This window comes from Sodalis praecaptivus (genome assembly GCF_000517425.1).
Lineage (GTDB): Bacteria > Pseudomonadota > Gammaproteobacteria > Enterobacterales > Enterobacteriaceae > Sodalis_A > Sodalis_A praecaptivus.
Window position 1 is genome coordinate 2,327,693 of sequence record NZ_CP006569.1, and the last position, 23,846, is coordinate 2,351,538.

Here is a 23,846-nt window from a genome sequence, read left to right on the forward strand (position 1 = left end):
ATCTGCGGCCTGACCCTACAGGGCGTCGCGCCGGCAGTAGCCCTGACGCGGCCGTTGCCGGGCGCGCCAGGCAGACGGCCATTGACGCCGATCGCCGCCCCCATGCCCGTTGAAGGCGCCGTTGCGGAAAGCCGCTTAAGGCTGTGGGCAGAACGCGACCCCGTCGTTGTCTCTGCACCCTTGACGATAAGCGGCATGTGCATAGTCACGCACGATGTGTCCCGTCTGTCTGGTTAAAGGCACAGCAATTCACCTTGTTCATCGCTTTTTTCTCTCATAGGTAAGTGACTAATTTTCATGTTGAAAATTAGTTTCGTTTGATAATTATTAACCTAGCAGCATAAAAAACCGATTGTCTTGGGACTGCATTATATTTTATGCTTCGCCGGAACTGCATTATGCAACAGCGTTAAAATCTTCCGAACGACCGAGAACGGATGTTTAACCGTTCGCCCCTTTTGAAAACGATACGTGTGGAATGATGCCGCCATCATTACCCACGACAATTTCTGCACGCCAAAAAGCAGAATGAAAAACGAGGTCCTTGTGTCAACTGCAAACCAACCAACCACGGAACCCCGCGTGACCATCAACGCGTTCAAGCAACCGAAATCGTTTTATCTCATTTTTTCCATCGAACTATGGGAGCGATTCGGCTACTACGGCCTACAGGGGATCCTGGCCGTTTACCTGGTAAAAATGCTGGGCCTATCGGAATCCGCCTCCATTACCTTGTTTTCGTCCTTCAGCGCGCTAGTGTATGGCTTTGTCGCCATCGGCGGCTGGCTGGGCGACAAAGTGCTCGGCACCAAACGCGTCATCATTCTCGGCACCCTGGTGCTCACCGCCGGTTACAGCATGGTGGCCTGGTCCGGGCATGAGGTCTTCTGGGTTTATCTCGGTATGGCCACCATTGCCGTCGGCAGCGGTCTGTTCAAAGCCAACCCGTCCTCCCTGCTGTCCACCTGTTATGAAAAAGGCGATCCGCGCCTGGACGGCGCCTTTACCATGTATTACATGGCCATCAACATCGGCTCGTTCCTGTCGATGCTGGCGACGCCCTGGCTGGCGGCGCATTACGGCTGGAGCGTGGCGTTTTCGTTAAGCGTCGTCGGGATGCTTATCACGCTGGTAAACTTTGTGTTGTGCCGCGGCTACGTGAAAGATTACGGTTCAGCGCCAGATTTTGAGGCGCTCAACGGAGCGCGTCTGCTGGCGGTGATTGCCGGCATTCTGGTGCTTATCCCCGTCGCCACCTGGTTGTTGCATCATCAGGACATCGCGCGTATGGCCCTCGGCGCGGTGACGCTCGGCATTTTACTGGTTTTCGCCTATGAAACCCTGCGTCTTGACGGCGCGGCGCGTCGCCGGATGTTGGTCGCGTTCATCATGATGCTGGAAGCGGTGGTCTTCTTCGTGCTCTATAGCCAGATGCCGACCTCCCTTAACTTTTTCGCTATTCATAATGTTGAAACCTCGCTGCTGGGACTGAATTTTGAACCTGAGCAGTTTCAAGCGCTGAATCCTTTCTGGATCATGCTTGCCAGCCCATTACTGGCGGCGGGATATAATCGCCTGGGGGATCGCCTGCCGATGCCGTTCAAGTTTGCCATTGGTATGGTGCTGTGTTCGCTGGCCTTCCTGGTGCTGCCGCTGGGTGCGCATTTCGCCAGCGCGGCCGGCATGGTGTCGATTTACTGGCTCATTCTGAGCTATGCGCTGCAAAGCATTGGCGAGTTGATGATCTCCGGACTCGGTCTGGCGATGGTGGCGCAGCTGGTTCCGCAGCGTTTGATGGGGTTCATCATGGGCGCCTGGTTCTTAACCACCGCCGCGGCGGCGATTATCGCCGGCTTCGTCGCCAACTTATCCGCGGTACCGTCCGACGTGAGCGATGCGCACCACTCTTTGCAGGTCTATAGCCATGTGTTTATGCAGATAGGCATCTGCACCGGCGTCATCGCCGTGCTAATGCTGGCGTTCGCGCCGAAGCTTAACCGTCTGGCGCGGGCGGACGGTGCGGCGCAACCGGCGCAAAAGGGCATGATGCCGGCGACGCAGGGCGAATAATCGCCGCGCCGCGGGTCCCGACCTACCCACCGAGGGGAGAGGCCAGAGTGAAAAAAAGCCGGCCCGTAACGGGCCGGCTGGGCAACAAAAGCGCTCAACGGCGCACCTGCTATCAACGCCGCCGCGAGTATTGTCCGGTGTTTACACCACCGGCGACGCCGGGAAATGATGCTGCGGCAGCGCGATTTGGTCTTGCGCCGCTACCACCTGCAATTCATATTCCGCGCTCTCTTTGGTCTGTTTCATCACCTCATACACCGCCGCGGTGACGTGCTCCAACGCTTTCTGCGGGCTCAATCCCTTTAGTAGATTCACCAACAGCAGGCCGCTGGTGAGATCCCCCACCCCCACCGGCTTACGGGCGCCAAAATCCACCAGCGGTCGACGGGTATGCCAGGCTTGGTCGGCGGTAACCAGCACCATTTCAAAACTTTGGGGATCATAACCGGCGTAACTGAGATGTTTTACCAGCACCATGCGCGGTCCGCGCTGAATCAGCTCGCGGGCGGTAGCCACCGCCTCATCCACCGAAGTTACGCGATGTCCGCTAAGCTGCTCCAGTTCTAGCAAATTCGGCGCGATAATATCGGCGGCCAGCAGCCCGGCTTTGCAGTGGAATTCCGCCACGCCCGGCGCAACGATACATCCCTTGTCCGGGTCGCCCATCACCGGATCCAGCAGGTACAGAGCGGCGGGGTTTGCCTTTTTCACCTGCTGCACAATAGTCAAGATATGCTCTCCCTGCTCCGGCGCGCCAATATAGCCGCTCAGCACCGCATCACAGCGCTTGAGACCATCAATTGCCGCTATCCCTTTCACAATCTCCGTCAGGTGCGTCGCGGGCATCACGCAGCCGGTCCACTGACCATACTGGGTGTGGTTAGAAAACTGCACGGTATTGAGCGGCCACACATTAACGCCCATCCGGCGCATGGGAAATACCGCGGAGCTATTGCCCGCATGACCGTAAACCACGTGAGACTGGATAGAGAGAACATTCTTCATCAAAAAAATCGCCTTACACACCTTCGGCCTGCGGCCGTCACACAGAAGAAAGGGGCCCGAAGCCCCCTACCGGAAATCCCGCTATTGCCAGTTGAGCAGACAGTAGTGTTTTTTACCCCGGCGCAGCAGGGTATAACGACCATACAGCCTATCGGCGTCGTTAAACACATACTCCGGCGATGCCTGTTTTTCGCCGTTTACCGCCACCGCGTTGGAACTTATCATGGTACGGGCCTGGCCGCGCGACGGCACCAGTTCAGCCGCCACCAGCGCCTGCTGTAAATCCGCGCCGCGCTCAAGGGCGATCGTCGGCATGCCGTCCTGCGCCAATTGGGCGAAATCCTCCTCGGTCAGGTCCGCCAGCGCACCGGTGAACAGGCTAGCGGTAATACGCTTCGCCGCCGCCAACCCTTGCTCGCCGTGAACCATGCGGGTGACCTCTTCCGCCAGCACATATTGGGCGCGAGGGGCTTTGTCGCTGGCGCGATCTTCTTGTTCCAGCGCCTCAATAGCGGAAAGCGACAGGAAGGTGAAGAATTTCAAGAAGCGATACACGTCGCTGTCGGCGGTATTGATCCAAAACTGATAAAACTTATAGGGGCTGGTCTTGCTGGGATCCAGCCACACCGCGCCGCCCTCGGTCTTGCCGAATTTGGTGCCGTCCGCTTTGGTGATAAGCGGCACCGTCAGGCCATACACCGTGTTTTGGTGCAGCCTGCGCGTCAAATCGATGCCGGAGGTAATGTTCCCCCACTGATCCGAGCCACCAATCTGTAGCGCCACACCATATTGCTTATTCAGGCAGGCGAAATCGTAGCCCTGCAACAAATTATAAGAGAACTCGGTAAAGGAAATGCCGCTGTCATCGCGGTTCAACCGCTGCTTCACCGCTTCTTTATTGATCATCTGATTGACGGAAAAGTGCTTACCGATATCGCGCAGAAAGGTCAGCACGTTCATCGAGCCAAACCAATCATAATTGTTGGCGGCGATGGCGCTATTTTCGCCACAATCAAAATCGAGGAACGGCGATACCTGGCGTTTGATTTTTTCTACCCATTCCTGGACGGTTTCCGCGGTATTGAGCTTGCGCTCGGTCGCTTTGAAGCTGGGATCGCCGATGAGCCCGGTAGCCCCCCCCACCAGCGCCACCGGACGGTGGCCGGCCAGTTGAAAGCGTTTGAGGCACAGCAAGGGCACCAGATGTCCCAAATGCAAGCTGTCGGCGGTGGGATCGAAGCCGCAATATAGCGCGATCGGCCCAGCCGCCAACCGCTCGGCCAGCGCCGTCTCGTCCGTGACCTGGGCAATCAGGCCCCGCTCTTGCAATTGTTGTATTAGGTTACTGCTTGCCATCAAAAACTCCATTATCAAGAAAGAGAAAAAAAGGACACCGCGGCCCGCGCCGGTTTTCACCAGCGCGCCAGACCCTGTCCTTAAAATACGTTATCGTGGCACCGGCGCCGCGGGCAGGTGCAATGCCCGGCGCTTCGGTGACGGCGCCAACCGTTTCGGCTAGGGCGCCAGCCGATCAATGTGCCAACCGCCCTCTTCACGCCGATAGAGAAATCTGTCGTGCAAGCGATGTTCACCGCCCTGCCAGAATTCCATCGCATCGATAGTGACCCGATAACCGCCCCAGAAGCTGGGCAGCGGCACCGCGCCCTGAGCAAATTTCTGTTTCAGCTCCAGGAACTTACTTTCCAACACGCCGCGGGCGGAGATCCGGCTGGATTGCCGCGAAACCCAGGCGCCTATCTGGCTGTCGCGCGGGCGGCTGTGAAAGTACTTCATCACCTCGATAACCGAGAGCCGCTCCGCGCGGCCCAGCACCAGAACCTGCCGCTCCAGCGCGTGCCAGGGAAAGTGCAGGCTGATGCGGGGGTTATGCGCTAAATGCGTCGCTTTGCGGCTGCCGAGATTGGTGTAGAACACCATACCCTGGCTGTCGAAATGTTTAAGCAATACCAGCCGCTGGTACGGCTGACCGTCCGCGTCCACGGTACCCACGCTCATGGCGGTGGCATCGGGAAGCTGCGCGGCGCAGGCTTGCTTGAGCCACTGCTCGAACAAAGCCATCGGCTCCGCCGTTAAATCGGCGCGACGCAGCCCGCCCCGGGTATATTCCCTGCGCAGGGCGGCAATATCGATTGAATGTTCAGTCATAATTTGCTGAAAAGGCGGCAATGAAAGCCGTTATTGTGCGCCGTGACGCTGAAAATCTCAATCATTTACCCGCCGCGCTCTGGATGACACAATCATCGACGATGATTTTGTCTTGTCGCTCGATAAACGCCCGCTCGCCCTTCGACCAGAAGCTGTATTGGCCATCGCTATAGCGGGCGCCGGAAGCGGTGGCAACCTGCGGCAAACTCAACTGCTGGCCGTCAAGGATAAAGTTCACCCGCTCGTGAACGTTATCCAACGTCACGGTCAGCGGCAGCGTGCCGCACTGATAATGCAAGGTTTCCGTTTGCGCGGACCGACCGCCGGGATAGCTACAGGCCGAAGCGGCCAGCGCCAGGGAGAGGATCACCATCGGGTTTCGCATCATCTTGATCTCCTTTTTATGATTTATACAGGGCCGTCAGAGGCCGGTGAACGCCCGGCGTACCCCGCGCCGGCCAAGGTTATTTCTCCCCCGCCGGGGCCGTGACCGGGTAGATGGCCCCCAGCAGCGTTTCCTCCCGCGCGCCCGTGACGGAGGGAAGATTGCCCGGCAACCCGGACAAAGTCCGAAACGCCAGCCAGGCGAAGGCCAGCGCTTCCATATCATCGCCGCTCACGCCGAATTTATCGGTAGAGCTGACCTCAATGCCCGGCAGCAGCGCCGACAGACGATGCATAACCAGCGGATTGCGCGCGCCGCCGCCGCAGACCAGCAAATGTTCACAGCCGCCGCACAACAACACCTGCTGCGCGATGGTCTGCGCGGTCAGCTCCGCCAGCGTCGCCTGCACATCCTGGGCGGGAATCGGGCCGAAACGCGCCAGATGGCGCTCCAACCAGCCGAGATTGAAATACTCCCTGCCGGTACTTTTCGGTGCCGGGCGCAGAAAATACCCGTCGGCCAAAAGATGCTGCAACAGCCCCTGATGAACTTGCCCGCTGCTCCCCCATCGGCCGTCCTGGTCATAAGGCGCTTTACGGTGCCGCCAGGTCCAGGCGTCTAGCAGCATATTGCCAGGGCCGGTGTCATAGCCGCGGATCGGCTGGCCCGGCAGCAGCAACGACAGATTGGCGATACCGCCGATGTTCAATACCATGCGCCGTTCCTGGGGATGCGCCAGCAGCGCGTGATGAAACGCCGGCACCAGCGGCGCCCCCTGGCCGCCCAGCGCCATATCGCGCCGGCGAAAATCACCTACGGTAGTGATACCGGTCATGGCGGCAATGCGGTTATTATCCCCGATTTGCAGGGTACAGGGGGCGGCGCCGTCCGGCTCATGCCAAACGGTTTGGCCGTGACACGCGATAGCCGTCACCTCGCGCGGCGCCACGCCGGTCTGCCGCAATAAACTTAGCGCCGCCTCGGCGAACAAAATGCCAAGCCGGGTGTCCAATTGTCCGAACTGCGAAAGGGTTACCGCCTGGCCCTGGCACATCGCCAGGATCTGCTGTTTGATGGGCAACGGGATCGGATGGCAATAGCGGGCCTGCTGCGCCACGGTATGCTCATCGATCGCTGCCAGCACCACATCGATACCGTCCAGGCTAGTGCCGGACATAATGCCTATATATCGGCCGGTTCTCATTTCACTCCCTCTCCCTTGTGCGGGAATGTGACAGATAAAGGGTAAGTTACCCAGCTTTACGGCAGGAGGCCATGAAAATTCACGCAAAACGCCAGGTTTATACTGATTAAGGAATTATATGACATGCACTTAGTGTCATAACAATTCAATTAACTAACTATCTTAGTTCGTTTATTCGCAGTTTATCTTTTTTTCGATATAATTGTCTGTAGTCTCTGCGCGTTACAGGGCAGTTCGATCCCCTACACCGGCGCATGAAGTTTTAATCGATTATCCGCTTCTGTCCGGGGTTGCCTCGCAGAACGGCATGTTAACTGGAGTTTTTTATGATGAAACGTTTGATCGTGGTGGCCCTGGCCGGTATGACGCTGGCGGGTTGCGCCAATAACAGCACGCTGTCCGGCGATGTTTATTCCGCCTCTGAGGCCAAACAGGTTCAAAGCGTGACGTACGGTACCCTGGTTGGGGTACGGCCGGTGCAGATTCAGGGCGGTGAAGACTCCAATGTCATAGGCGCTATCGGCGGCGCGGTACTGGGCGGGTTCTTAGGGAATACCGTCGGGGGCGGCAGCGGCCGCAGCCTGGCCACCGCGGCGGGCGCCGTCGCCGGCGGCGTAGCCGGTTCAAGCGTCGAAGGCGCGGTAAACCGGACCCAGGGCGTGGAGCTTGAAGTGCGTAAAGATGACGGCAACACCATTATGGTGGTGCAGAAACAGGGCAATACCCGCTTCAGCGTGGGACAACGCGTGGCGCTGGCCAGCAACGGCCGCACCATCACCGTTTCACCGCGTTAATCCCCCGCTTGCGCTCAACAAAAAACCGGCCCTAGGGCCGGTTTTTTTGCTCACGTCAGTGCCGTGGACGTAACGCATCAAGACTTGTTATATAGCTCCAGAATATTTTTTTCCAGTTTGGCAATCATATTGCTCAGCAACTGAATCTCCTCCTGGCTAATGCCATTGAGAATTTCATCTCGAGTGCTGTCGATAACATTGTTCACTTCTTTGATAATAGGGTCAGCAGATTCGGTCAGTTTGATCCGCTTCGCCCGGCGGTCATTGGCGCAGGTGTGCCGAGTGATAAGCCCTTTTTCTTCGAGCTGATCCAGCGTCCGCACCAACGATGGCTGTTCGATGCCGATAGCCTTCGCCAGTTGAATCTGAGACTGCTCAGGGGGTAACTGGCAAATATTATGTAAAGTGATCCAATGCGTCTGTGTGAGTTCTAAAGGCTTTAAGCGGTGGTCAATTAAAGCGCGCCATACTCGAACAAGTCGCGCCAAATCTGATCCTAATGGCGATTCCAATTCTCTCTCCTTATAATTAAGCTGATTAAGCTTGCTCCCTGGATTCCCCTCCATCCTAATGGGTGGATGAGCAAATTACAAATATATATACCCATAACCTAAGCATTATGTAGAGATCGATGTAAGCGGCATATTCTTCCTTAATAAAAATTGGACGTCACACACACGCGCCGTTTGCGACGTACTTTCCCGATCGGGTCGGGAAACGCGGCGTTCTGCCCCCACTGATTCCCTTGTGGTTTAAACGCGCTGGCAGACAGTCAGGGTCTCCCCGCAGAAGCCAGCGCAGCCGGCTTTCACGCTGACGGGCCGGACGGTTTATTCATAACTGTAACACTATTATTGCCACATACGTAGTTTATTGTTAATTTAAGTTAAATGAAGATATAACAAATATCAATATCCCATGTATTCAGTAGCATATTGTAATTTAAATATATAAATAACTATTTAATACATTAGAAATTATTATGGAGAAAAAAACCACAGCTTCATGGCTATTTTTTAACTAATTATCACCAAAATCTGATGTTATTTCCCCTGCGTTAAATTGTTTTCTCCTTTCAGGAAATACGCCTTCCGCTTGGCTATTGTCGCCCGACAACAAAGGATTATCCATACCGCATCGGACCGAAAACCATTTATTATCTCTTCGCGTTAGGTTTTATTTCGGATAGCGATTTTCGCGGGTTATCCCCTTAAATTGTGCGGACATCGCCGGCGGCCGTTTTGCCGCGACCAGACCCTCGCCCCCGCGCCAGACAACCTACGCGGCCTGGCGCTGGCGCCCGGCCCCCCGCCGGACAAACATAATGCGCTATGCTACACCCGATAGCGACGGCATACTTAACCGCGAGCTCAAGACCGCTAATCCAGACAGGCGCATCGAGCCGGCGGGCTTAAGGCACCGGTGCGCCTAGCGCTGGGATTCGGCACCGCGGCGGTTAAAACAAGGAGGGTTGTTCCGGCGCGTCCGGCGGCGGTTCGTGCCCAGCGGCCGCGGCGCGGCGCAGGCGCAGATAGCGCTGGTGGCAAAGCCGCAGCACCTCGCGTTTTTGATTGTCGCTCATCCCGCCCCACTGAAAACGCTCGTCCCGGCTGCGCAGGCAGCCGAGGCAATAGCCGCGGGCATCCGATTGGCACACGCCGCGGCAGGGATTGGGCAGGCTGAAAAATTCAAGTTGTTCCGCCACACGTCCTCCTCTCGCCTATAAATTGAAGACGGCATTGTCTTCGCTGGCAAGTTATTTTTTACCGAGCGTACCGGCAATCTGTGCTAACGGGCGGCATTGAACCGGTTTCACCCCGCAGGCTATACTGAAGTCTCTTCACTTAACACGGCCGCACCGACCGTGATGGCTCAAGAGGACATTATGCGTTTATTACATACCATGCTGCGGGTAGGCGATTTACAACGCTCCATCGATTTTTACACCAAAACCCTTGAAATGCGATTGCTGCGCACCAGCGAAAATCCGGAATACAAATATACGTTGGCGTTTGTAGGGTATACCGACGAGAGCGAAGGCGCGGTCATCGAGCTGACCTATAACTGGGGCGTGGAGAGTTACGATTTGGGCAGCGCCTATGGCCATATCGCCTTGGGCGTGGACAATGCGGCGGCCGCCTGCGAACGCATTCGCCAGGCCGGTGGCAAAGTAACCCGCGAAGCCGGGCCGGTGAAAGGCGGAACGACCGTTATCGCCTTTATTGAAGATCCGGACGGTTATAAAATCGAATTGATTGAAAACAAACACGCCGGTCAAGGCGTCGGCAATTAAGCAGCGTACGCGCGGCCGGGACCTGGGGGTTCACGGCCGGTATTCCGCGCCGCGCGGGCATAACTCGCCATGCAAGCCGCGCCAAAATTTGCCATAATGGCGGCTGAATTCGCTGAACATAAGAACTGGCATGGCTGAAATAGACGATCTGAACACCCTCCGCGCCCGCTTTCGCGGCTTTTATCCCGTTGTCATTGATGTGGAAACCGCGGGATTCAACGCCGGGACCGATGCCCTGCTAGAAATCGCCGCCGTCACCCTGAAAATGGATAATGACGGCTGGCTGCACGCCGACAACACCCTGCATTTCCACGTCGACCCTTTCCCCGGCGCGCTGCTGCAGCCGGAAGCGCTGGCCTTTAACGGTATCGATCCGCACAACCCCCTGCGCGGCGCGGTAACCGAATATGAAGCCTTGCATGAAATCTTCAAACTGGTACGTAAAGGAATTAAAGATCAGGACTGCAACCGCGCCATTATAGTCGCCCACAATGCGGCTTTTGATCACAGCTTTCTCATGGCCGCCGCCGGTCGCGCCGGCCTGAAACGCAACCCTTTCCATCCCTTCGCCACCTTTGATACGGCGGCGCTCAGCGGGCTGGTGCTCGGCCAGACCGTACTGGCGAAAGCCTGTAGCGCCGCCGGCATTGCCTTTGACAGCGGTGAAGCGCATTCGGCGCTCTATGATACCGAACGTACCGCGACCCTGTTTTGTGAATTGGTCAATCGCTGGAAACGTCTGGGCGGCTGGCCGGTCGCACTACCCGCCACGGGTGACGCCGAAGAGGAGGCTTGCGCCGCGCAGGATCGCGCCAACCCCGCTATCGATCTGTAAACGCTGCCACGCCGCGGGCCGTCCGCGCGGACAATGACAGGGCTTTGGCGCTTGCAGGGCACACCACCTGCCCGTCCCCGGGGCGTCATGGGGATGGTACGGCGCCTTGGCGCTTGAGAGGTTGCCTAGCGAACGCCGCAGGGCATGCCGGGCGGCGATGACGCCCGCACTGCCCCGCGCCCGGCACGCTGAGAGGCAAAAAAAACCACCCGCTGTGCCTTGGGTGGTTTTGGGTGCGATAGCGCCGAGGCGGTCTCTCGGCCGTGGCGCATTAGCGCCGGACGGCATCGGGACGGCGCGCTATAGTGCGCACATTCCACCCGTTACTGCGCGTTATCCGCTTGCGAATTGTATTTTACCGCCGTTTCTTTAATCAGCGGCTGCAGCTCGCCGCGCTGGTACATTTCAATGACGATGTCGCAGCCGCCGATAAGCTCGCCGTCCACCCACAGCTGCGGGAAGGTCGGCCAGTTGGCGAATTTTGGCAGTTCAGCGCGGATATCCGGATTGGTCAGCACATCGACATAGGCAAAACGCTCACCGCAGGCGGACAGCGCCTGTACCGCCTGGGCGGAAAAACCGCAGCCCGGTAATTTAGGCGAGCCCTTCATGTACAGAAGAATCGGATTCTCGGCGATCTGTTGCTGAATTTTTTCGATAGTCGTGGTCATTGTCTCGCTTCCTTAAGCCAGTGGCTGGCTTTTATTTATCATGCATCGGGTCTGACGTAATTCACTATTCTAACGATTCCGGGGGGAACATTTAAATGCTTTTTTCACGTTAGCCCCGCAGGCGGGCTTCAGCCGCCCCGGCCGTGATACAACGGGCACGAACGCCGGGTCTGCCCTTGCGGCGGCGCAGATTTGCGACTAGGGCGTTTAACGGGCTGTAAAACCGTTGCTTTTTACGGCTGCCCGCGCGCAAAAATGCCGCATCGCGCATGTTATTCACGTTTATTCACAATCTGTAGGAAAATACGGATGCATTAGAACCGCAAATAGCTTAAATTCAGCTGAGCCGTCATTTTCCCCCGACCTTGGGCCACAGAGGATAGCGTTTATCATGCGTTTATGCTTTACGCTTTTTGTGCTGCTGTTTACCCAGCTCTTTCTCAATCTCGCGCACGCCGCGCCGAATGCGGGAGTCAATGCCGATCAACGTAAATCGCAGGCCAGCGCGGCGAAAACCGATGACCGACGCAAGCGCAAGCCCGTTAAGCTGCAAAAAAAGACCCGCAGCACCGAGAGCGAGCATTTGGGTAATCCCAAGTTAAAATCCGCCGTGGTGAAACCCCGCAAGGCCGTCGCCACCAAAACGCCCCCCGCCGACACAGCGCCAACCGCCGGCAAAACCACCGCCGCAAAAACGCACGCCGCCGGGCAGCGGGCGAAAACGAAAAGCGTCACCAGCGATAAAACCGCCGCCGTGAAGGTGGGTAAAAGCCCCATTACGTCTTCCCGCCGCCAACGTGAAAATACGCGTCTGGCGCATAACCAGGCCGCCGGCAAAGGGCTGAAGAAAGCCTATGGACGCCATCGCGGCGGCGCGCAAGCCCGGACGACGGCCATGGCGGCAGACGCGCAGCCATTGCGCATGAGCGAAAGCCACAAGGTTCGCTACCAGCACGCCAAATTAACGGCGATGGCCAAACTGATGTCGCAGGTGGGCAAGCCCTATCGTTGGGGCGGTAAATCGCCGACCACCGGATTCGATTGCAGCGGGTTGATTTACTACGCCTATAAAGACTTAATCCGCGTGCCGCTGCCCCGTACCGCGAACGAAATGTACCACCTGCGGGATGCAGCGCCGGTGAAAAAGAGCGAGTTGGAAAGCGGCGATCTGGTCTTTTTCCGCATCCGCAACCGCGGCACGGCGGATCATGTCGGGGTTTATCTGGGCAATGGCCGTTTCATTCAGTCACCCCGCACCGGGCGTGACATCCGTATCAGCTACCTGAGCGAAGATTATTGGCAGGATCATTATGTCGGCGCCCGCCGCGTGATGACGCCCACCACCATTCGCTGACGGCCACGCGCGACAGCCTCTCCCCCTTGCCGTCGCAGCGTAGGTCCTAAGGGCCTTTTGACGTCCGCGCCAGTTCACCGTGCCGATCCGCGCGCCGTTCCTGGGCCGCAATTCGATCCAGCTCCCTAGAAGTGGTTTAAAGATGACAAAAAAAAGGGCCTGGAGCCCTTTTTACCGTCTGGGTGAAGTTTGGCGCGGCGCCAAACGCGATCAATTCAATACGGCGGTAAAGCTGAAGATAATAATGACCAACAGCGAAAAGACGGTAGTCGTTAACGACCAAGCAAAATCGCGGCTCATGATATTTCCTTTTAACGCTTCTGCGTCAGGTGGCTAAGTTAGTCGGTATTCGTTCTCTATCTTGCCATAACCGTGGCCAAAAAGCATGTCCCGCCGGCGGCTCAACGCATATAACGCTTTCACTTTCTCGACAAATCGAGGAAAATTGCCTTTTGTTGGCAGGCAAACGATTCACATAGCATTATCCCCTGCTGCCGAGGGATCCAGGAGTAGTTTAGAGATGGCAACCATAAAAGATGTAGCCAAACACGCGGGGGTATCAACGACTACGGTTTCCCATGTGATTAATAAAACCCGCTTCGTGGCGCCGGAGACCAAACGCGCCGTATGGGACGCCATCAAACAGCTCAGCTATTCCCCCAGCGCGGTGGCGCGCAGCCTGAAGGTCAACCGCACCAAATCCATCGGTCTGTTGGCCAGCACCAGCGAAGCCCCCTATTTCGCCGAGATAATTGAATCCATAGAGCATCACTGTTTTGCCAAAGGCTACACCCTTATCCTGTGCAATTCCCACAACGAAACATCGAAACAGCAGGCCTATTTGCAAATGCTGGCGCAAAAGCGGGTCGATGGGCTGTTGGTGATGTGCGCCGAATACCCCGAAGCCCTGTTGCGGCTATTGGAAGAATATCGCCATATTCCCATGGTGGTGATGGATTGGGGTGAGGTGCGCGGCGATTTTACCGATACTATCGTCGATAATGCCTTTGCCGGCGGTTATATGGCCACCCGCTATTTACTCGATCGCGGCCACCGGGATATTGGCGCCATTCCCGGCCAGCTGGCGCGCAATACCGGCGGCGGGCGCCACCGCGGTTATCTTCATGCGTTAAAAGAGGCCGATATTCTGCCCAACCAGGCCTGGATTGTTCAAGGTGATTTCGAGCCGGCTTCCGGTTATCGCGCCATGCAACATATTCTGGCCCAGTCCCACCGTCCCAGCGCGATATTTTGCGGCGGCGACGAGATGGCGATGGGCGCATTGTGCGCCATCCACGAGCATGGGCTGCGCGTACCGCAAGACATTTCACTGATAGGCTACGATAATGTCAGCCACTCGCGGTATTTCACCCCCGCGCTTACCACGGTGGATCAGCCCAAGGCCGTATTAGGGGAATCCGCGCTGACCATGCTGCTTGATAGGATCATCAGCAAGCGGGAAGCCGCGCAGACGATCGAGGTTCATCCCACCCTGGTGGAGCGCTGTTCGGTGGCCGATGGCCCCTACCGTAACCGCTAATCCAGTGCCGTCGATGGCTGAGGCCCCGTGTTTGCGGCGGCATTGGCCATTATGCACGGCGTTTTACGCGCTACCTGGCCGCGTCAATTTCCCCGCGACGCGGAAATGAATAATAACTCTTTAGGCGCACTAACTCTTTGAGGAGTGTAACTGTTTCCCAAAGTTATCATTAACTTAGGCTATTATTCCTATTGCTGTTTTTGGAGTTGTCTAAAGCCGGATGCAGGCTTATACTCAATTACGTTAACAATTATAACGAGTTGTTTATTCATTTTGCTTTAGGGACCTGATGTTTACTCATGCATGCTTTTTTCGTGCAAAGCAGCCGGTTTAACAACCATTCTGAGTTTCTATTCCTCTGTTAATTTGTCGTATCAGACACCACGGCTTACCGTGGATTCTTATAAAAGCTCGCAGGCAGCGCCTGGCTCTTCCTGACGAGGTATTTTTAGAAGAAAGGTGATGGAGAAGCTATGAGTTCCTCGTGTGTTGAAGACCTGAGCTTTCAGGATAACGCTTGGTATCGCATCGTCCATGAATTACTCGCTGAAGCCGACATTGAAATCAATGGATCCCGTCCATTCGATATTCGCGTCAACAACCCGGATTTTTTTAAGCGCGTACTACAGGACGGTTCACTGGGTTTAGGTGAAAGTTACATGGATGGCTGGTGGGATTGCGAACGGCTGGATATGTTTTTTCAGCGTGCGTTGCGCAGCGGACTGGAAAATAAGCTCCCCCATCATTTAAAAGATACCCTACGCGTCGCCGCGGCGCGCCTGACTAATCTCCAATCGCGCAAAAGGGCCTGGATCGTCGGTAAAGAACATTACGATTTAGGCAATGACCTCTTTTCGCTGATGCTCGATCCGTATATGCAATATTCCTGCGGTTATTGGCCTCATGCCGCCAGCCTTGAGCAGGCCCAGCAAAATAAACTGGAGATGATTTGCCAGAAACTGCAATTGCAGCCGGGGATGTCGCTATTGGATGTCGGTTGCGGCTGGGGCGGTCTGGCGAATTATGCGGCACAACATTATGGCGTTAAAGTCCACGGCGTCACTATCTCGGCCGAGCAGCAAAAGCTGGCGCAAACGCGCTGCGCAGGGCAAGATGTCACGATTTTGTTGCAGGATTATCGCGATTTAAATTTGCAATTCGATCGCATTGTCTCGGTAGGGATGTTCGAGCACGTGGGGCCGAAAAACTACCCAACCTATTTCGATGTGGTGGCCCGTAATCTGAAACCCGACGGTCTGTTTTTGCTGCACACCATCGGCGCGAACCGGACCGATATGAATGTGGATCCGTGGATTAACAGATATATCTTCCCGAACGGCTGCCTGCCGTCCGTACGGCATATTGCCGATGCCAGCGAGCCCCATTTCGTCATGGAAGACTGGCATAATTTCGGCGCGGATTATGATCGCACGCTCATGGCCTGGCATGAACGCTTCATCGCCGCCTGGCCGACGTTGCAGGGCAATTATTCCGAACGTTTTTACCGCATGTTTGTTTACTACTTACAGGCCTGCGCCGGCGCGTTCCGCGCCCGCAATATCCAGCTATGGCAGGTTCTGTTCAGCCCTCGGGGCGTCGAAGGCGGTCTGCGCGTCGCGCGGTAAACAACGTTGCGCCGTCATGGCTGCCGGCGCATATGACGGCGCTGTCAGACCGCGCCGCCGCCCATCTGGGTCAGGCGCGCTCGCGCGCCGCCAAAACCCGCTCTACGGTGTCGACAATCGCCTGCGTCTGCGGGTCAATTTCGATATTGACGCTATCGCCGAGTCGTTTCTTACCGAGCGTGGTGCGCAGCAACGTTTCAGGAATTAAATGTACGCAAAAACGGTTGCCCGCGACTTCGCCTACCGTCAGGCTAATACCGTCAACGCCGATATAACCCTTATGCAGGATGTATTTCATCAGCGCCCTGTCCGGCAAGGAAAACCAAATTTGCCGATTGTTCTCCGAGGTCACGATTTTGGTCAACTCGGCGGTGCAGATAATATGCCCTGACATCAGATGACCGCCAATCTCCGCCTGCAGGGTCGCAGCCCGTTCCAGGTTGATCTCATCGCCGACCTTAAGCGTGCCTAAGTTGGTCAGCCGGAGCGTTTCTTTCATCAGATCGAAGCTGACCACGTCGCCCGCGATGCCGGTCACCGTCAGGCAACAGCCGTTATGGGCCACCGACGCGCCGATGGTCAAACCCGGCAACAGCGCCGCCGGCAGGCGGACGTGATGGGTACGAAAATGGTCTTTTTCCTCAATCGCGGTAATGGGCGCGGTGGCCTGAACAATCCCCGTAAACATGCGTTTTCCTCATCTGGCTACACCGAATAACTCGGCGCTCAGTTTGCCCCATAATATGACGAATTCCAAATACTGACAGGATACCATAGAGGCTATGCCCCTTATATCGCGTCATTTTCCTGCTATCTTCGTCGACAAAATGCATTACACTATGCCGCTAAAAGGATCCAGCCATGTCAACGCGTGCGGGTTCCATTAATAAATTCGGTTCGTCACTCGCAACAAAGGTGTCCGCGTGCAAAATTATGTTAAGGAAGCGCGTATCTTACTGGCTTTGGCCATCCCGGTAATTTTCGCCCAAGTATCGCAAACGGCGATGGGGGTCGTGGATACCATTATGTCCGGCTCGGTAAGCGCCACCGATATGGCCGCGGTAGCGGTGGGCACCTCCATTTGGCTGCCGGTCATTTTGTTCGGTCACGGCCTGCTGCTGGCGCTAACGCCGGTTATCGCGCAGCTCAACGGCTCCGGACGGCGAGACCGGATTGCCCATCAGATACGTCAGGGCTTCTGGCTGGCGCTGGGCGTGGCGCTGGTCATCATGGTGCTGCTGTATAATAGCCATCTTGTCATCGAGCATATGCACAGCGTCGAGCCGGCGCTGGCGGAGAAGGCCGTCGCCTTCTTGCGCTGTCTGCTGTGGGGCGCGCCGGGCTATCTGTTCTTTCAGGTACTGCGCTGCCAGTGCGAAGGTCTCTCCCGCACCAAACCGGGCATGGTGATAGGCTTCATCGGTTTGATGAGCAATATTCCCATCAACTATGTTTTCATTCACGGCAAACTCGGCATGCCGGCGCTGGGCGGCGTCGGCTGCGGCGTCGCGACCGCGTCGGTTTACTGGATAATGTTTTTGCTCTTGCGCGCCTATATGCGCCGGACCAGCTCATTTCGCGATTTGCGCTTAACCGGCGGGCTGCAAAAACCCGATCCAATAGCGCTAAAGCGACTGTTCACGTTGGGATTGCCGGTGGCGCTCTCGCTGTTTTTCGAGGTCACCTTGTTTGCGCTGGTGGCGCTACTGGTCGCGCCGCTGGGCATCATCGCGGTGGCCGGCCATCAGATCGCCTTGAATTTCAGCTCGCTCATGTTTGTGCTGCCGCTATCGATCGGCGTGGCGGCCACCATCCGCATCGGCTTTCGCCTGGGGGAAGGCGATGTTGAGCAGGCGCGAGTCAGCGCCAGGGCCAGCCTGATGATAGGCGTCACGCTGGCCTGCTGCACCGCCCTGTTTACCAGTCTGCTGCGTGAGCGGATTGCGCTCTTGTATAACGATACGCCGGCGGTCGTGGCCATGGCCTCGCATTTAATGCTGCTAGCGGCCCTCTATCAGATTTCTGATTCCATCCAGGTTATCGGCAACGGCGTGCTGCGCGGCTATAAGGATACCCGGTCGATCTTCTTTATCACCTTTACCGCCTATTGGCTGCTCGGCCTGCCGTGCGGGTACGTGCTGGCGCTGACGGATTGGCTGCGACCCGCCATGGGTCCCAGCGGTTTCTGGATTGGGTTTATTGTCGGTCTGACCTCAGCCGCCGTTTTGATGATGTGCCGGATGCGCTGGCTACAGCGCCAAACCCCCGCGCGCATTTTGCGTCGGGCGGCGCGCTAAGGGGCATGACGCCTCTTGATCGGTGAAAAAGCCGGCTTAATGCACATTCCCTCGACAATCAATCGGCGTTCGGGGGAAAAAACGCGTTTTCCCCTTGCAAGGCGTGATAGAGCCCGTTAATATTCGTCCCGCTGCCGCGCAGGCAGCAGGCAACAAAATGCGTTCTTAGCTCAGTTGGTTAGAGCACCACCTTGACATGGTGGGGGTCGATGGTTCGAGTCCATTAGAACGCACCATTCTTTGTGCGTCCGTAGCTCAGCTGGTTAGAGCACCACCTTGACATGGTGGGGGTCGGTGGTTCGAGTCCACTCGGACGCACCAAATCTTACCGTTCCCTTTTCCCTCGACTCCTTTTTTAATCGCTACTGTTTGTGCAGCGATGATGTTGCGCTATGTTTCCCACGGCCTCTCTTCAGCCAGCGTCCTCTGCGCCAGCTTCGGCGCCGGGTATTTTCATGAGGCTAAACAATGTGCACCCGCGCGTGACAAAACGGGTTTTGCCGATGGCGACGATCTGCGGCAAAAATGACACAATCACGCTTTTTTTTGTGCTAACGCATTAATTGTCCAGTTTTTACTTTGTTTCCCGCCTGCCAATAACTATAATGCAAAACGTTATTTCAATTGAAGGGTTAGCGCCGATTGATTTGCCCCCAACGTCTAAAAACAGCATTGACCTCCGGCGCATACCGGCCCTGCCGGGCTGAGCCGTTCTATTTTTTTTCCTTACGTTCCGAGCGTTGTCACCTATCCTTAAATATGGACCGCAGGTTTAGCAAGCGGCTTTTTTTTTCATCGCGGGCCTGGTCCGGCGATGCACCAGATTCATCATCCATCACAACTTATAGAAATCAACGTTATGAAAAAGACTAAAATTGTTTGTACCATCGGCCCGAAAACCGAATCCGAAGAGGTACTGTCCAGCCTGCTCGACGCAGGGATGAACGTGATGCGTCTTAACTTCTCCCACGGCGACTATGAAGAGCACGGCCAGCGCATCAAAAATCTGCGCGCGGTTCTGAAGAGAACCGGTCAACAGGCCGCCATCCTGCTGGATACCAAAGGCCCCGAAATCCGCACCATGAAGCTTGAAAACGGTGCCGACGTTTCACTGCGCGCGGGCCAAACCTTTACCTTTACTACCGATCAGAGCGTGGTTGGCAACAGCGAGCGCGTGGCGGTCACCTACCCCGGCTTCACCCAGGATCTGGCCGTAGGCAATACCGTGCTGGTGGATGACGGCCTGTTGGGCATGACCGTCACCAGCGTCGCCCAGGATGAGGTGGTGTGCAAGGTGCTGAACAATGGCGATCTCGGCGAAAATAAAGGGGTCAATCTGCCTGGCGTGTCCATTGCCCTACCGGCGCTGGCGGAAAAAGACAAACGCGATCTGATTTTCGGCTGCGAGCAAGGGGTGGATTTTATCGCCGCCTCGTTTATCCGCAAGCGCTCCGACGTACTGGAAATTCGTGAACATTTGCAGCAGCACGGCGGCGAACATATCCAGATCATCTCTAAAATCGAAAACCAGGAAGGCCTGAACAATTTCGACGAAATTCTGGAAGCGTCCGACGGCATCATGGTGGCGAGAGGCGATCTCGGCGTCGAAATTCCGGTGGAAGAAGTCATCTTCGCCCAGAAAATGATGATCGAGAAGTGTAACCGGGCGCGCAAGGTCGTCATTACCGCCACCCAGATGCTCGACTCGATGATCAAAAATCCTCGCCCAACGCGCGCGGAAGCCGGCGATGTGGCCAACGCCATTCTTGACGGCACCGATGCGGTGATGCTGTCCGGCGAGAGCGCCAAAGGAAAATATCCGCTGGAAGCGGTTACTATTATGGCCACCATTTGCCAGCGCACCGATCGTATGCTACCGAGCCGTATTGACGGTCAGCACGACAGCCGCAAGTTGCGCATTACCGAAGCCGTTTGCCGCGGCGCGGTGGAAACCGCGGAAAAACTGGAATCGCCTTTGATCGTGGTCGCGACAGAAGGCGGGAAATCCGCCAAGTCGGTACGCAAATATTTCCCGAAAGCGGAAATCCTGGCGTTGACCACCAATCCGCTGACCGCCCGCCAGTTGCTGCTGAGCAAAGGGGTTGCCTGCCAGTTAGTGGAAGAGATCGCGTCGACCGATGATTTTTACCGCATCGGTAAAGCCATGGCGTTAGAAACCGGCTTGGCGGCTAAAGGCGATATTATCGTCATGGTGTCCGGCGCGCTGGTGCCGAGCGGCACGACCAACACCGCCTCGGTGCATATGCTGTAAGCATCGGCAGCGGGTGCGCCCGCTGAGACCTTCTTGGCTGTCGCGGCGACGCGATGGCCTTTATAGCTCATACGCGGCGTTCCCGGCGGCCGTCGACTGCATCCCAGGCTCCTGTCCATACAGGGGCCTTTTTTGTTGTTGGTCGCCGGTATTATTTAAAAAGTGTAATACTTATTAATTAACGGGCAGCTATGCAATACCGCATTTGGTACCAGAATGGTATAAAGAAACTTTATCTTTGGCCCTATTTCACCTCCACCACCCCGTCGCCGTCGCCGCTAATTGGGCGAGCCGACAAAAGAATCACGCCAAAGAAATAAAATAGGTAGCGCGGCCAATTTCGATAGCACGTTTTGCCGCCGCCTTAATCGGAGAAATCTTATGGCCGCAAGGCTTCTAAGGCGTTTTTTTTTAACCACTCTGTAAAATAAGATGTTTCTTTGAGCGGTCGATCGAATTTAATCGTTTTATTCGCAAAATTTATTCTCATTCGAAAATAGTTTGTGTAATACTTGTAATGCTACATGGAGATTAACTCAATCTAGAGGGTATTAATAATGAATCGTACTAAACTGGTACTGGGCGCGGTAATTCTGGGTTCCACTCTGCTGGCTGGCTGCTCGAGCAACGCTAAAATCGATCAGCTGTCCTCCGACGTTCAGACTCTGAACGCCAAAGTTGACCAGATCAGCAACGACGTGAACGCTCTGCGCTCCGACGTACAGGCTGCTAAAGACGACGCTGCCCGTGCTAACCAACGTCTGGACAACCAAGCCACCTCTTACCGTAAGTAAGAGTTCCGGTCTTGATTGGGAATGGCGCACCTTGTGCGCCATTTTTTTTTGCCTTACCGGCAGGCCCGAGGGCCCACACCTGTCCCAGGCGCGCGATGCGCTATCTCCCCTTTCCTGGCACCGCAGGCGCGGCACTGTAGCCCTGACGAAGCATAAGTCCGCAGGCGCGGCATTGTAGCCCTGACGAATGATTATCCGCAGGCGCGGCACTGTAGCCCTGACGAAGCATAAGTCCGCAGACGCGGCACATAGCCCTAACGAATCATTATCCGCGGGCGCTGCGCTGTAGCCCTGACGAAGCATAAGTCCGCAGGCGCTGCGCTATAGTTTATGGGGATGAATGCCCGCAGGGGCCCCAGGCGGCGCGTTATGACCTCTGATAGTCTTTAGCCCGAGAGTACGCGCATCGGCGATAGCGCTATGCCCGCAGCGGGGCTGGGAGTGCGCGCCAGCAGACGCTATGGTCTGTCGCAGGCCATCGGGCGTGCCCTTAGCCTCGATGGCGGCTTGCCCGCCGGCCTGCCCTGCGCTCGGCATGTCCCTTTATTTCTCTGCGTTACTCAAAACAACAACGGACGCGCCGCCGACCGAGGCGCTGCGTCCGTTGTTACGGGTAGCGATACTCTTCGCGCAGCCCGAGGGGCCGGCCGTTCGCCACGCGGCGGGTTATGCTCCCGGGGCTGGGTCGCTGGCCGAGCCTTGCGCCGCTTGCGCCTCGGCTGCGGAAGACGCAGGCGTGACCGGTTCGCCGTTATTGATCAATACCGGCATTCCCGAACGGCGCGCCACCGCCTGTTTCACCATGACGCGATCCGTGGCGGGCTGCGCGACAAATTTTGCCGTCCGCGCATTAAAGCGAATCGGTGAGGTCTGCGGATCGTCTTTCTCCGAGCGGGAGAGCGGCTGATGCACTTCCACATACCGCTTGCCGTCAGGCTCTACCGCCACTTTCACCGGTTCATTAATCACCTGTACGCGAGTGCCCACCGGCACGCTATTGAACAACGCTTCGATATCGTCGGGGCGTAAGCGGATACAGCCAGAGCTGACCCGCATACCGATGCCGAAATTGGCGTTAGTGCCGTGAATAAGATAGGTGCCGCTACCGGCCGCCAACCGTAGCGCATACAGCCCCATCGGGTTTTTCGGCCCCGCCGGCACCACCGCGGGCAGCGTAATACCCTGCTCTTTGAGATAAATTTTGCGGATGTTGGCGGTTGGCGTCCAGGTCGGATTGGGAATTTTTTGGCTGATTGACGTCACCATAACCGGCGTGTTGCGCCCCAGTTGACCGATACCGATGGGGTAAACAATCACCGTGTTTTCCCCTTTCGGGTAGTAATATAGCCGTAATTCGGCGAGGTTGATAACGATGCCCTTGCGCGGCGTGTCGGGCAACAGCATTTGGCTGGGAATGGTCAACACCGTTCCCGGCCGCGGCAGCCAGGGGTCGGTGCCCGGATTGGCCTCCAGCATCGCCAGCAGGCCGATCTTATATTTGTCGGCAATCGCCTCCAGCGAACCGCCATCCTGCATCACGGTGTGGGTGGTATTTTCGCCGATGAGGCGGCTATTGTTCGGCGGCAGCGGATAAACGGTGGCGTCGGCCGCGTTAATCGCGCTGGCCAGCACGGCGACCAGCGTCCACGCCAGCCTGTTAGTGAGATTTAGCATAAGCGATCCTGGGTCAGTAACCTGCGAAGCGGCGCCACGGTGTGCCGGAATGAAACACGGCCGATGGGCGCCAGGCCTCAGTGTAACAAATGAACGGCCTGCGCCGCGATGCAGCGAAGTCCGAAAGCGCGGCGGCACAGGTCGCTGCCGCGCATAAAAACGGGCGCGAGCCTCCCGTCGCGAGAACAACGACTTATGAGAGGGGCGAAGGACTTGAGCTGAACTGAGAGGAGCCCGGCGTGAGAAGAGATGGAATAGAGGGCCGATAAAGCAAGTCGCTTGCCAGAACGGGCGACACAATTCAGGTTGCCCCCAGGGGATAGGAAAATAGCACGTCGCCCGCCGCGCCCGCTACGCCGTAACAGGCGCATCGGGCCGAGCGGGTACCACCAAGTGACACCAAGGCACCTTGCGGCCGCGCCGTCTCGGCAGGGACGGCGCAAGCGGTTAGGGCTGCGCGGCGGCTTGGGCGCGAATACCCCGCACCATGGCCTCCAGCCCCTGCGACCGGGACGGCGTCAGGTGCTGAGTGAGCGCCAGGCTGTCGAAAAAAGGCCGCACGTCGTAGGTAACGATTTCCGCCGGCGTCATGCCCTGATAGAGAATAAACACCATCGCGATGAGGCCTTTAACAATCGCGGCATCGCTGTCGCCATACAGCTGGACGCGGCCATTATCATCAGCCGCCATAACGATCCACACCTGGCTTTGGCAGCCGGCGATAAGATGATCCGCGGTGCGCATGCCCGCCGGCAGGGGCGGTAAATGGCCGCCCAGCTCGATAATATACAGGTACTTCTCTTCCCAATTGCCGCAGCGGGAAAAATTGCGCAGCAATTTATCTTTATCAGGCAGATTCGCCATCGT

The 23,846-nt window shown here is 56.7% G+C and carries 22 protein-coding genes and 2 tRNA genes; 12 read left to right on the forward strand and 12 right to left on the reverse strand.

Annotation, left to right across the window (positions count from 1 at the left end; translation table 11 throughout):
• Window positions 1-546: 546 nt before the first annotated feature.
• Window positions 547-2,070: a dipeptide/tripeptide permease DtpA gene (dtpA, locus tag SANT_RS10300; protein WP_025422215.1), complete on the forward strand. Its 1,524-nt coding sequence runs from the start codon at window positions 547-549 to the stop codon at window positions 2,068-2,070.
• 141 nt (window positions 2,071-2,211) lie between these two features.
• Here dtpA and pdxY read toward each other — a convergent pair whose 3' ends face one another.
• The 5 genes from pdxY to anmK form a co-directional block, all read right to left on the reverse strand.
• The gene (gene pdxY, locus SANT_RS10305; RefSeq protein WP_025422216.1) at window positions 2,212-3,075 is read right to left on the reverse strand and encodes a pyridoxal kinase PdxY; all 864 of its coding nucleotides are present in this window, start codon (window positions 3,073-3,075) and stop codon (window positions 2,212-2,214) included.
• A gap of 81 nt (window positions 3,076-3,156) precedes the next feature.
• Window positions 3,157-4,431: a tyrosine--tRNA ligase gene (gene tyrS / locus SANT_RS10310; RefSeq protein WP_025422217.1), complete on the reverse strand. Its 1,275-nt coding sequence runs from the start codon at window positions 4,429-4,431 to the stop codon at window positions 3,157-3,159.
• A 159-nt stretch (window positions 4,432-4,590) separates the two neighbouring features.
• On the reverse strand, window positions 4,591-5,241 hold the full coding sequence (gene pdxH / locus SANT_RS10315; protein WP_025422218.1) for a pyridoxamine 5'-phosphate oxidase: 651 nt from the start codon (window positions 5,239-5,241) through the stop codon (window positions 4,591-4,593).
• Between the two features lie 61 nt (window positions 5,242-5,302).
• The gene (locus tag SANT_RS10320; protein ID WP_025422219.1) at window positions 5,303-5,629 is read right to left on the reverse strand and encodes an MliC family protein; all 327 of its coding nucleotides are present in this window, start codon (window positions 5,627-5,629) and stop codon (window positions 5,303-5,305) included.
• 76 nt (window positions 5,630-5,705) lie between these two features.
• Entirely contained in the window at window positions 5,706-6,830 is a 1,125-nt protein-coding gene (anmK, locus tag SANT_RS10325; protein WP_025422220.1) for an anhydro-N-acetylmuramic acid kinase, read from the reverse strand.
• Between the two features lie 326 nt (window positions 6,831-7,156).
• Between anmK and slyB the strand changes: the two genes are divergently transcribed.
• Window positions 7,157-7,624 (forward strand): outer membrane lipoprotein SlyB, encoded by a 468-nt coding sequence (slyB, locus tag SANT_RS10330; RefSeq protein ID WP_025422221.1) that lies wholly within the window; start codon window positions 7,157-7,159, stop codon window positions 7,622-7,624.
• A 77-nt stretch (window positions 7,625-7,701) separates the two neighbouring features.
• On the opposite strand, the gene slyA is transcribed toward slyB, so the two are convergent.
• Both slyA and SANT_RS10340 read right to left on the reverse strand, forming a co-directional pair.
• A complete protein-coding gene (gene slyA, locus SANT_RS10335; protein WP_025245623.1) occupies window positions 7,702-8,136 on the reverse strand; it encodes a transcriptional regulator SlyA in 435 nt (144 codons plus the stop codon).
• Between the two features lie 944 nt (window positions 8,137-9,080).
• Entirely contained in the window at window positions 9,081-9,329 is a 249-nt protein-coding gene (locus SANT_RS10340) for a DUF1289 domain-containing protein (protein WP_025422222.1), read from the reverse strand.
• Window positions 9,330-9,509: 180 nt separating this feature from the next.
• Between SANT_RS10340 and gloA the strand changes: the two genes are divergently transcribed.
• Entirely contained in the window at window positions 9,510-9,917 is a 408-nt protein-coding gene (gene gloA / locus SANT_RS10345; RefSeq protein WP_025422223.1) for a lactoylglutathione lyase, read from the forward strand.
• 130 nt (window positions 9,918-10,047) lie between these two features.
• Entirely contained in the window at window positions 10,048-10,752 is a 705-nt protein-coding gene (gene rnt / locus SANT_RS10350) for a ribonuclease T (protein ID WP_025422224.1), read from the forward strand.
• A 323-nt stretch (window positions 10,753-11,075) separates the two neighbouring features.
• Here the strand turns inward: rnt and SANT_RS10355 are convergent, their stop codons facing one another.
• Window positions 11,076-11,423 (reverse strand): Grx4 family monothiol glutaredoxin, encoded by a 348-nt coding sequence (locus SANT_RS10355; protein WP_025422225.1) that lies wholly within the window; start codon window positions 11,421-11,423, stop codon window positions 11,076-11,078.
• A 391-nt stretch (window positions 11,424-11,814) separates the two neighbouring features.
• Between SANT_RS10355 and SANT_RS10360 the strand changes: the two genes are divergently transcribed.
• Entirely contained in the window at window positions 11,815-12,777 is a 963-nt protein-coding gene (locus tag SANT_RS10360; protein WP_025422226.1) for a C40 family peptidase, read from the forward strand.
• Between the two features lie 210 nt (window positions 12,778-12,987).
• On the opposite strand, the gene SANT_RS24095 is transcribed toward SANT_RS10360, so the two are convergent.
• On the reverse strand, window positions 12,988-13,077 hold the full coding sequence (locus tag SANT_RS24095; protein ID WP_148296270.1) for a YnhF family membrane protein: 90 nt from the start codon (window positions 13,075-13,077) through the stop codon (window positions 12,988-12,990).
• Between the two features lie 220 nt (window positions 13,078-13,297).
• On the opposite strand from SANT_RS24095, the gene purR reads away from it, so the two are divergent.
• Both purR and cfa read left to right on the forward strand, forming a co-directional pair.
• The gene (gene purR, locus SANT_RS10365) at window positions 13,298-14,317 is read left to right on the forward strand and encodes an HTH-type transcriptional repressor PurR (RefSeq protein ID WP_025422227.1); all 1,020 of its coding nucleotides are present in this window, start codon (window positions 13,298-13,300) and stop codon (window positions 14,315-14,317) included.
• A 473-nt stretch (window positions 14,318-14,790) separates the two neighbouring features.
• Window positions 14,791-15,942, forward strand: a complete 1,152-nt coding sequence (cfa, locus tag SANT_RS10370; protein ID WP_025422228.1) for a cyclopropane fatty acyl phospholipid synthase — start codon at window positions 14,791-14,793, stop codon at window positions 15,940-15,942.
• Window positions 15,943-16,012: 70 nt separating this feature from the next.
• Here cfa and SANT_RS10375 read toward each other — a convergent pair whose 3' ends face one another.
• The gene (locus tag SANT_RS10375) at window positions 16,013-16,630 is read right to left on the reverse strand and encodes a riboflavin synthase (protein WP_025422229.1); all 618 of its coding nucleotides are present in this window, start codon (window positions 16,628-16,630) and stop codon (window positions 16,013-16,015) included.
• A gap of 235 nt (window positions 16,631-16,865) precedes the next feature.
• Between SANT_RS10375 and SANT_RS10380 the strand changes: the two genes are divergently transcribed.
• From SANT_RS10380 to SANT_RS10400, 5 genes are all read left to right on the forward strand, one after another.
• Window positions 16,866-18,239 (forward strand): MATE family efflux transporter, encoded by a 1,374-nt coding sequence (locus SANT_RS10380; protein ID WP_025422230.1) that lies wholly within the window; start codon window positions 16,866-16,868, stop codon window positions 18,237-18,239.
• Window positions 18,240-18,398: 159 nt separating this feature from the next.
• A tRNA-Val gene (locus SANT_RS10385) sits at window positions 18,399-18,475 on the forward strand.
• Between the two features lie 8 nt (window positions 18,476-18,483).
• Window positions 18,484-18,560 (forward strand) — tRNA-Val (locus SANT_RS10390).
• Window positions 18,561-19,098: 538 nt separating this feature from the next.
• Complete coding sequence (gene pykF, locus SANT_RS10395; protein ID WP_025422231.1) at window positions 19,099-20,511, forward strand: pyruvate kinase PykF; 1,413 nt, start codon at window positions 19,099-19,101, stop codon at window positions 20,509-20,511.
• Window positions 20,512-21,068: 557 nt separating this feature from the next.
• Window positions 21,069-21,305 carry a major outer membrane lipoprotein gene (locus SANT_RS10400; protein WP_025422232.1) on the forward strand — a complete coding sequence of 79 codons (237 nt, stop codon included), beginning with the start codon at window positions 21,069-21,071 and terminating at the stop codon, window positions 21,303-21,305.
• Between the two features lie 666 nt (window positions 21,306-21,971).
• Here SANT_RS10400 and SANT_RS10405 read toward each other — a convergent pair.
• Window positions 21,972-22,979: a L,D-transpeptidase family protein gene (locus SANT_RS10405; protein WP_025422233.1), complete on the reverse strand. Its 1,008-nt coding sequence runs from the start codon at window positions 22,977-22,979 to the stop codon at window positions 21,972-21,974.
• A 447-nt stretch (window positions 22,980-23,426) separates the two neighbouring features.
• Window positions 23,427-23,843, reverse strand: coding sequence for a cysteine desulfuration protein SufE (gene sufE, locus SANT_RS10410; RefSeq protein WP_025422234.1), 417 nt, complete (start codon window positions 23,841-23,843; stop codon window positions 23,427-23,429).
• Between the last annotated feature and the right edge of the window lie 3 nt (window positions 23,844-23,846).

Bases quoted from the DNA above. Each gene is read 5' to 3' on its own strand.
- SANT_RS10360 (WP_025422226.1), top strand. From the start codon at position 11,815: ATGCGTTTATGCTTTACGCTTTTTGTGCTGCTGTTTACCCAGCTCTTT.
- SANT_RS10375 (WP_025422229.1), bottom strand. From the start codon at position 16,630: ATGTTTACGGGGATTGTTCAGGCCACCGCGCCCATTACCGCGATTGAG.
- SANT_RS10400 (WP_025422232.1), top strand. From the start codon at position 21,069: ATGAATCGTACTAAACTGGTACTGGGCGCGGTAATTCTGGGTTCCACT.
- pdxH (WP_025422218.1), bottom strand. From the start codon at position 5,241: ATGACTGAACATTCAATCGATATTGCCGCCCTGCGCAGGGAATATACC.
- cfa (WP_025422228.1), top strand. From the start codon at position 14,791: ATGAGTTCCTCGTGTGTTGAAGACCTGAGCTTTCAGGATAACGCTTGG.
- gloA (WP_025422223.1), top strand. From the start codon at position 9,510: ATGCGTTTATTACATACCATGCTGCGGGTAGGCGATTTACAACGCTCC.
- tyrS (WP_025422217.1), bottom strand. From the start codon at position 4,431: ATGGCAAGCAGTAACCTAATACAACAATTGCAAGAGCGGGGCCTGATT.
- SANT_RS10355 (WP_025422225.1), bottom strand. From the start codon at position 11,423: ATGACCACGACTATCGAAAAAATTCAGCAACAGATCGCCGAGAATCCG.
- slyB (WP_025422221.1), top strand. From the start codon at position 7,157: ATGATGAAACGTTTGATCGTGGTGGCCCTGGCCGGTATGACGCTGGCG.
- rnt (WP_025422224.1), top strand. From the start codon at position 10,048: ATGGCTGAAATAGACGATCTGAACACCCTCCGCGCCCGCTTTCGCGGC.
- SANT_RS10405 (WP_025422233.1), bottom strand. From the start codon at position 22,979: ATGCTAAATCTCACTAACAGGCTGGCGTGGACGCTGGTCGCCGTGCTG.
- purR (WP_025422227.1), top strand. From the start codon at position 13,298: ATGGCAACCATAAAAGATGTAGCCAAACACGCGGGGGTATCAACGACT.
- SANT_RS24095 (WP_148296270.1), bottom strand. From the start codon at position 13,077: ATGAGCCGCGATTTTGCTTGGTCGTTAACGACTACCGTCTTTTCGCTG.
- sufE (WP_025422234.1), bottom strand. From the start codon at position 23,843: ATGGCGAATCTGCCTGATAAAGATAAATTGCTGCGCAATTTTTCCCGC.
- anmK (WP_025422220.1), bottom strand. From the start codon at position 6,830: ATGAGAACCGGCCGATATATAGGCATTATGTCCGGCACTAGCCTGGAC.
- pykF (WP_025422231.1), top strand. From the start codon at position 19,099: ATGAAAAAGACTAAAATTGTTTGTACCATCGGCCCGAAAACCGAATCC.
- pdxY (WP_025422216.1), bottom strand. From the start codon at position 3,075: ATGAAGAATGTTCTCTCTATCCAGTCTCACGTGGTTTACGGTCATGCG.
- SANT_RS10320 (WP_025422219.1), bottom strand. From the start codon at position 5,629: ATGATGCGAAACCCGATGGTGATCCTCTCCCTGGCGCTGGCCGCTTCG.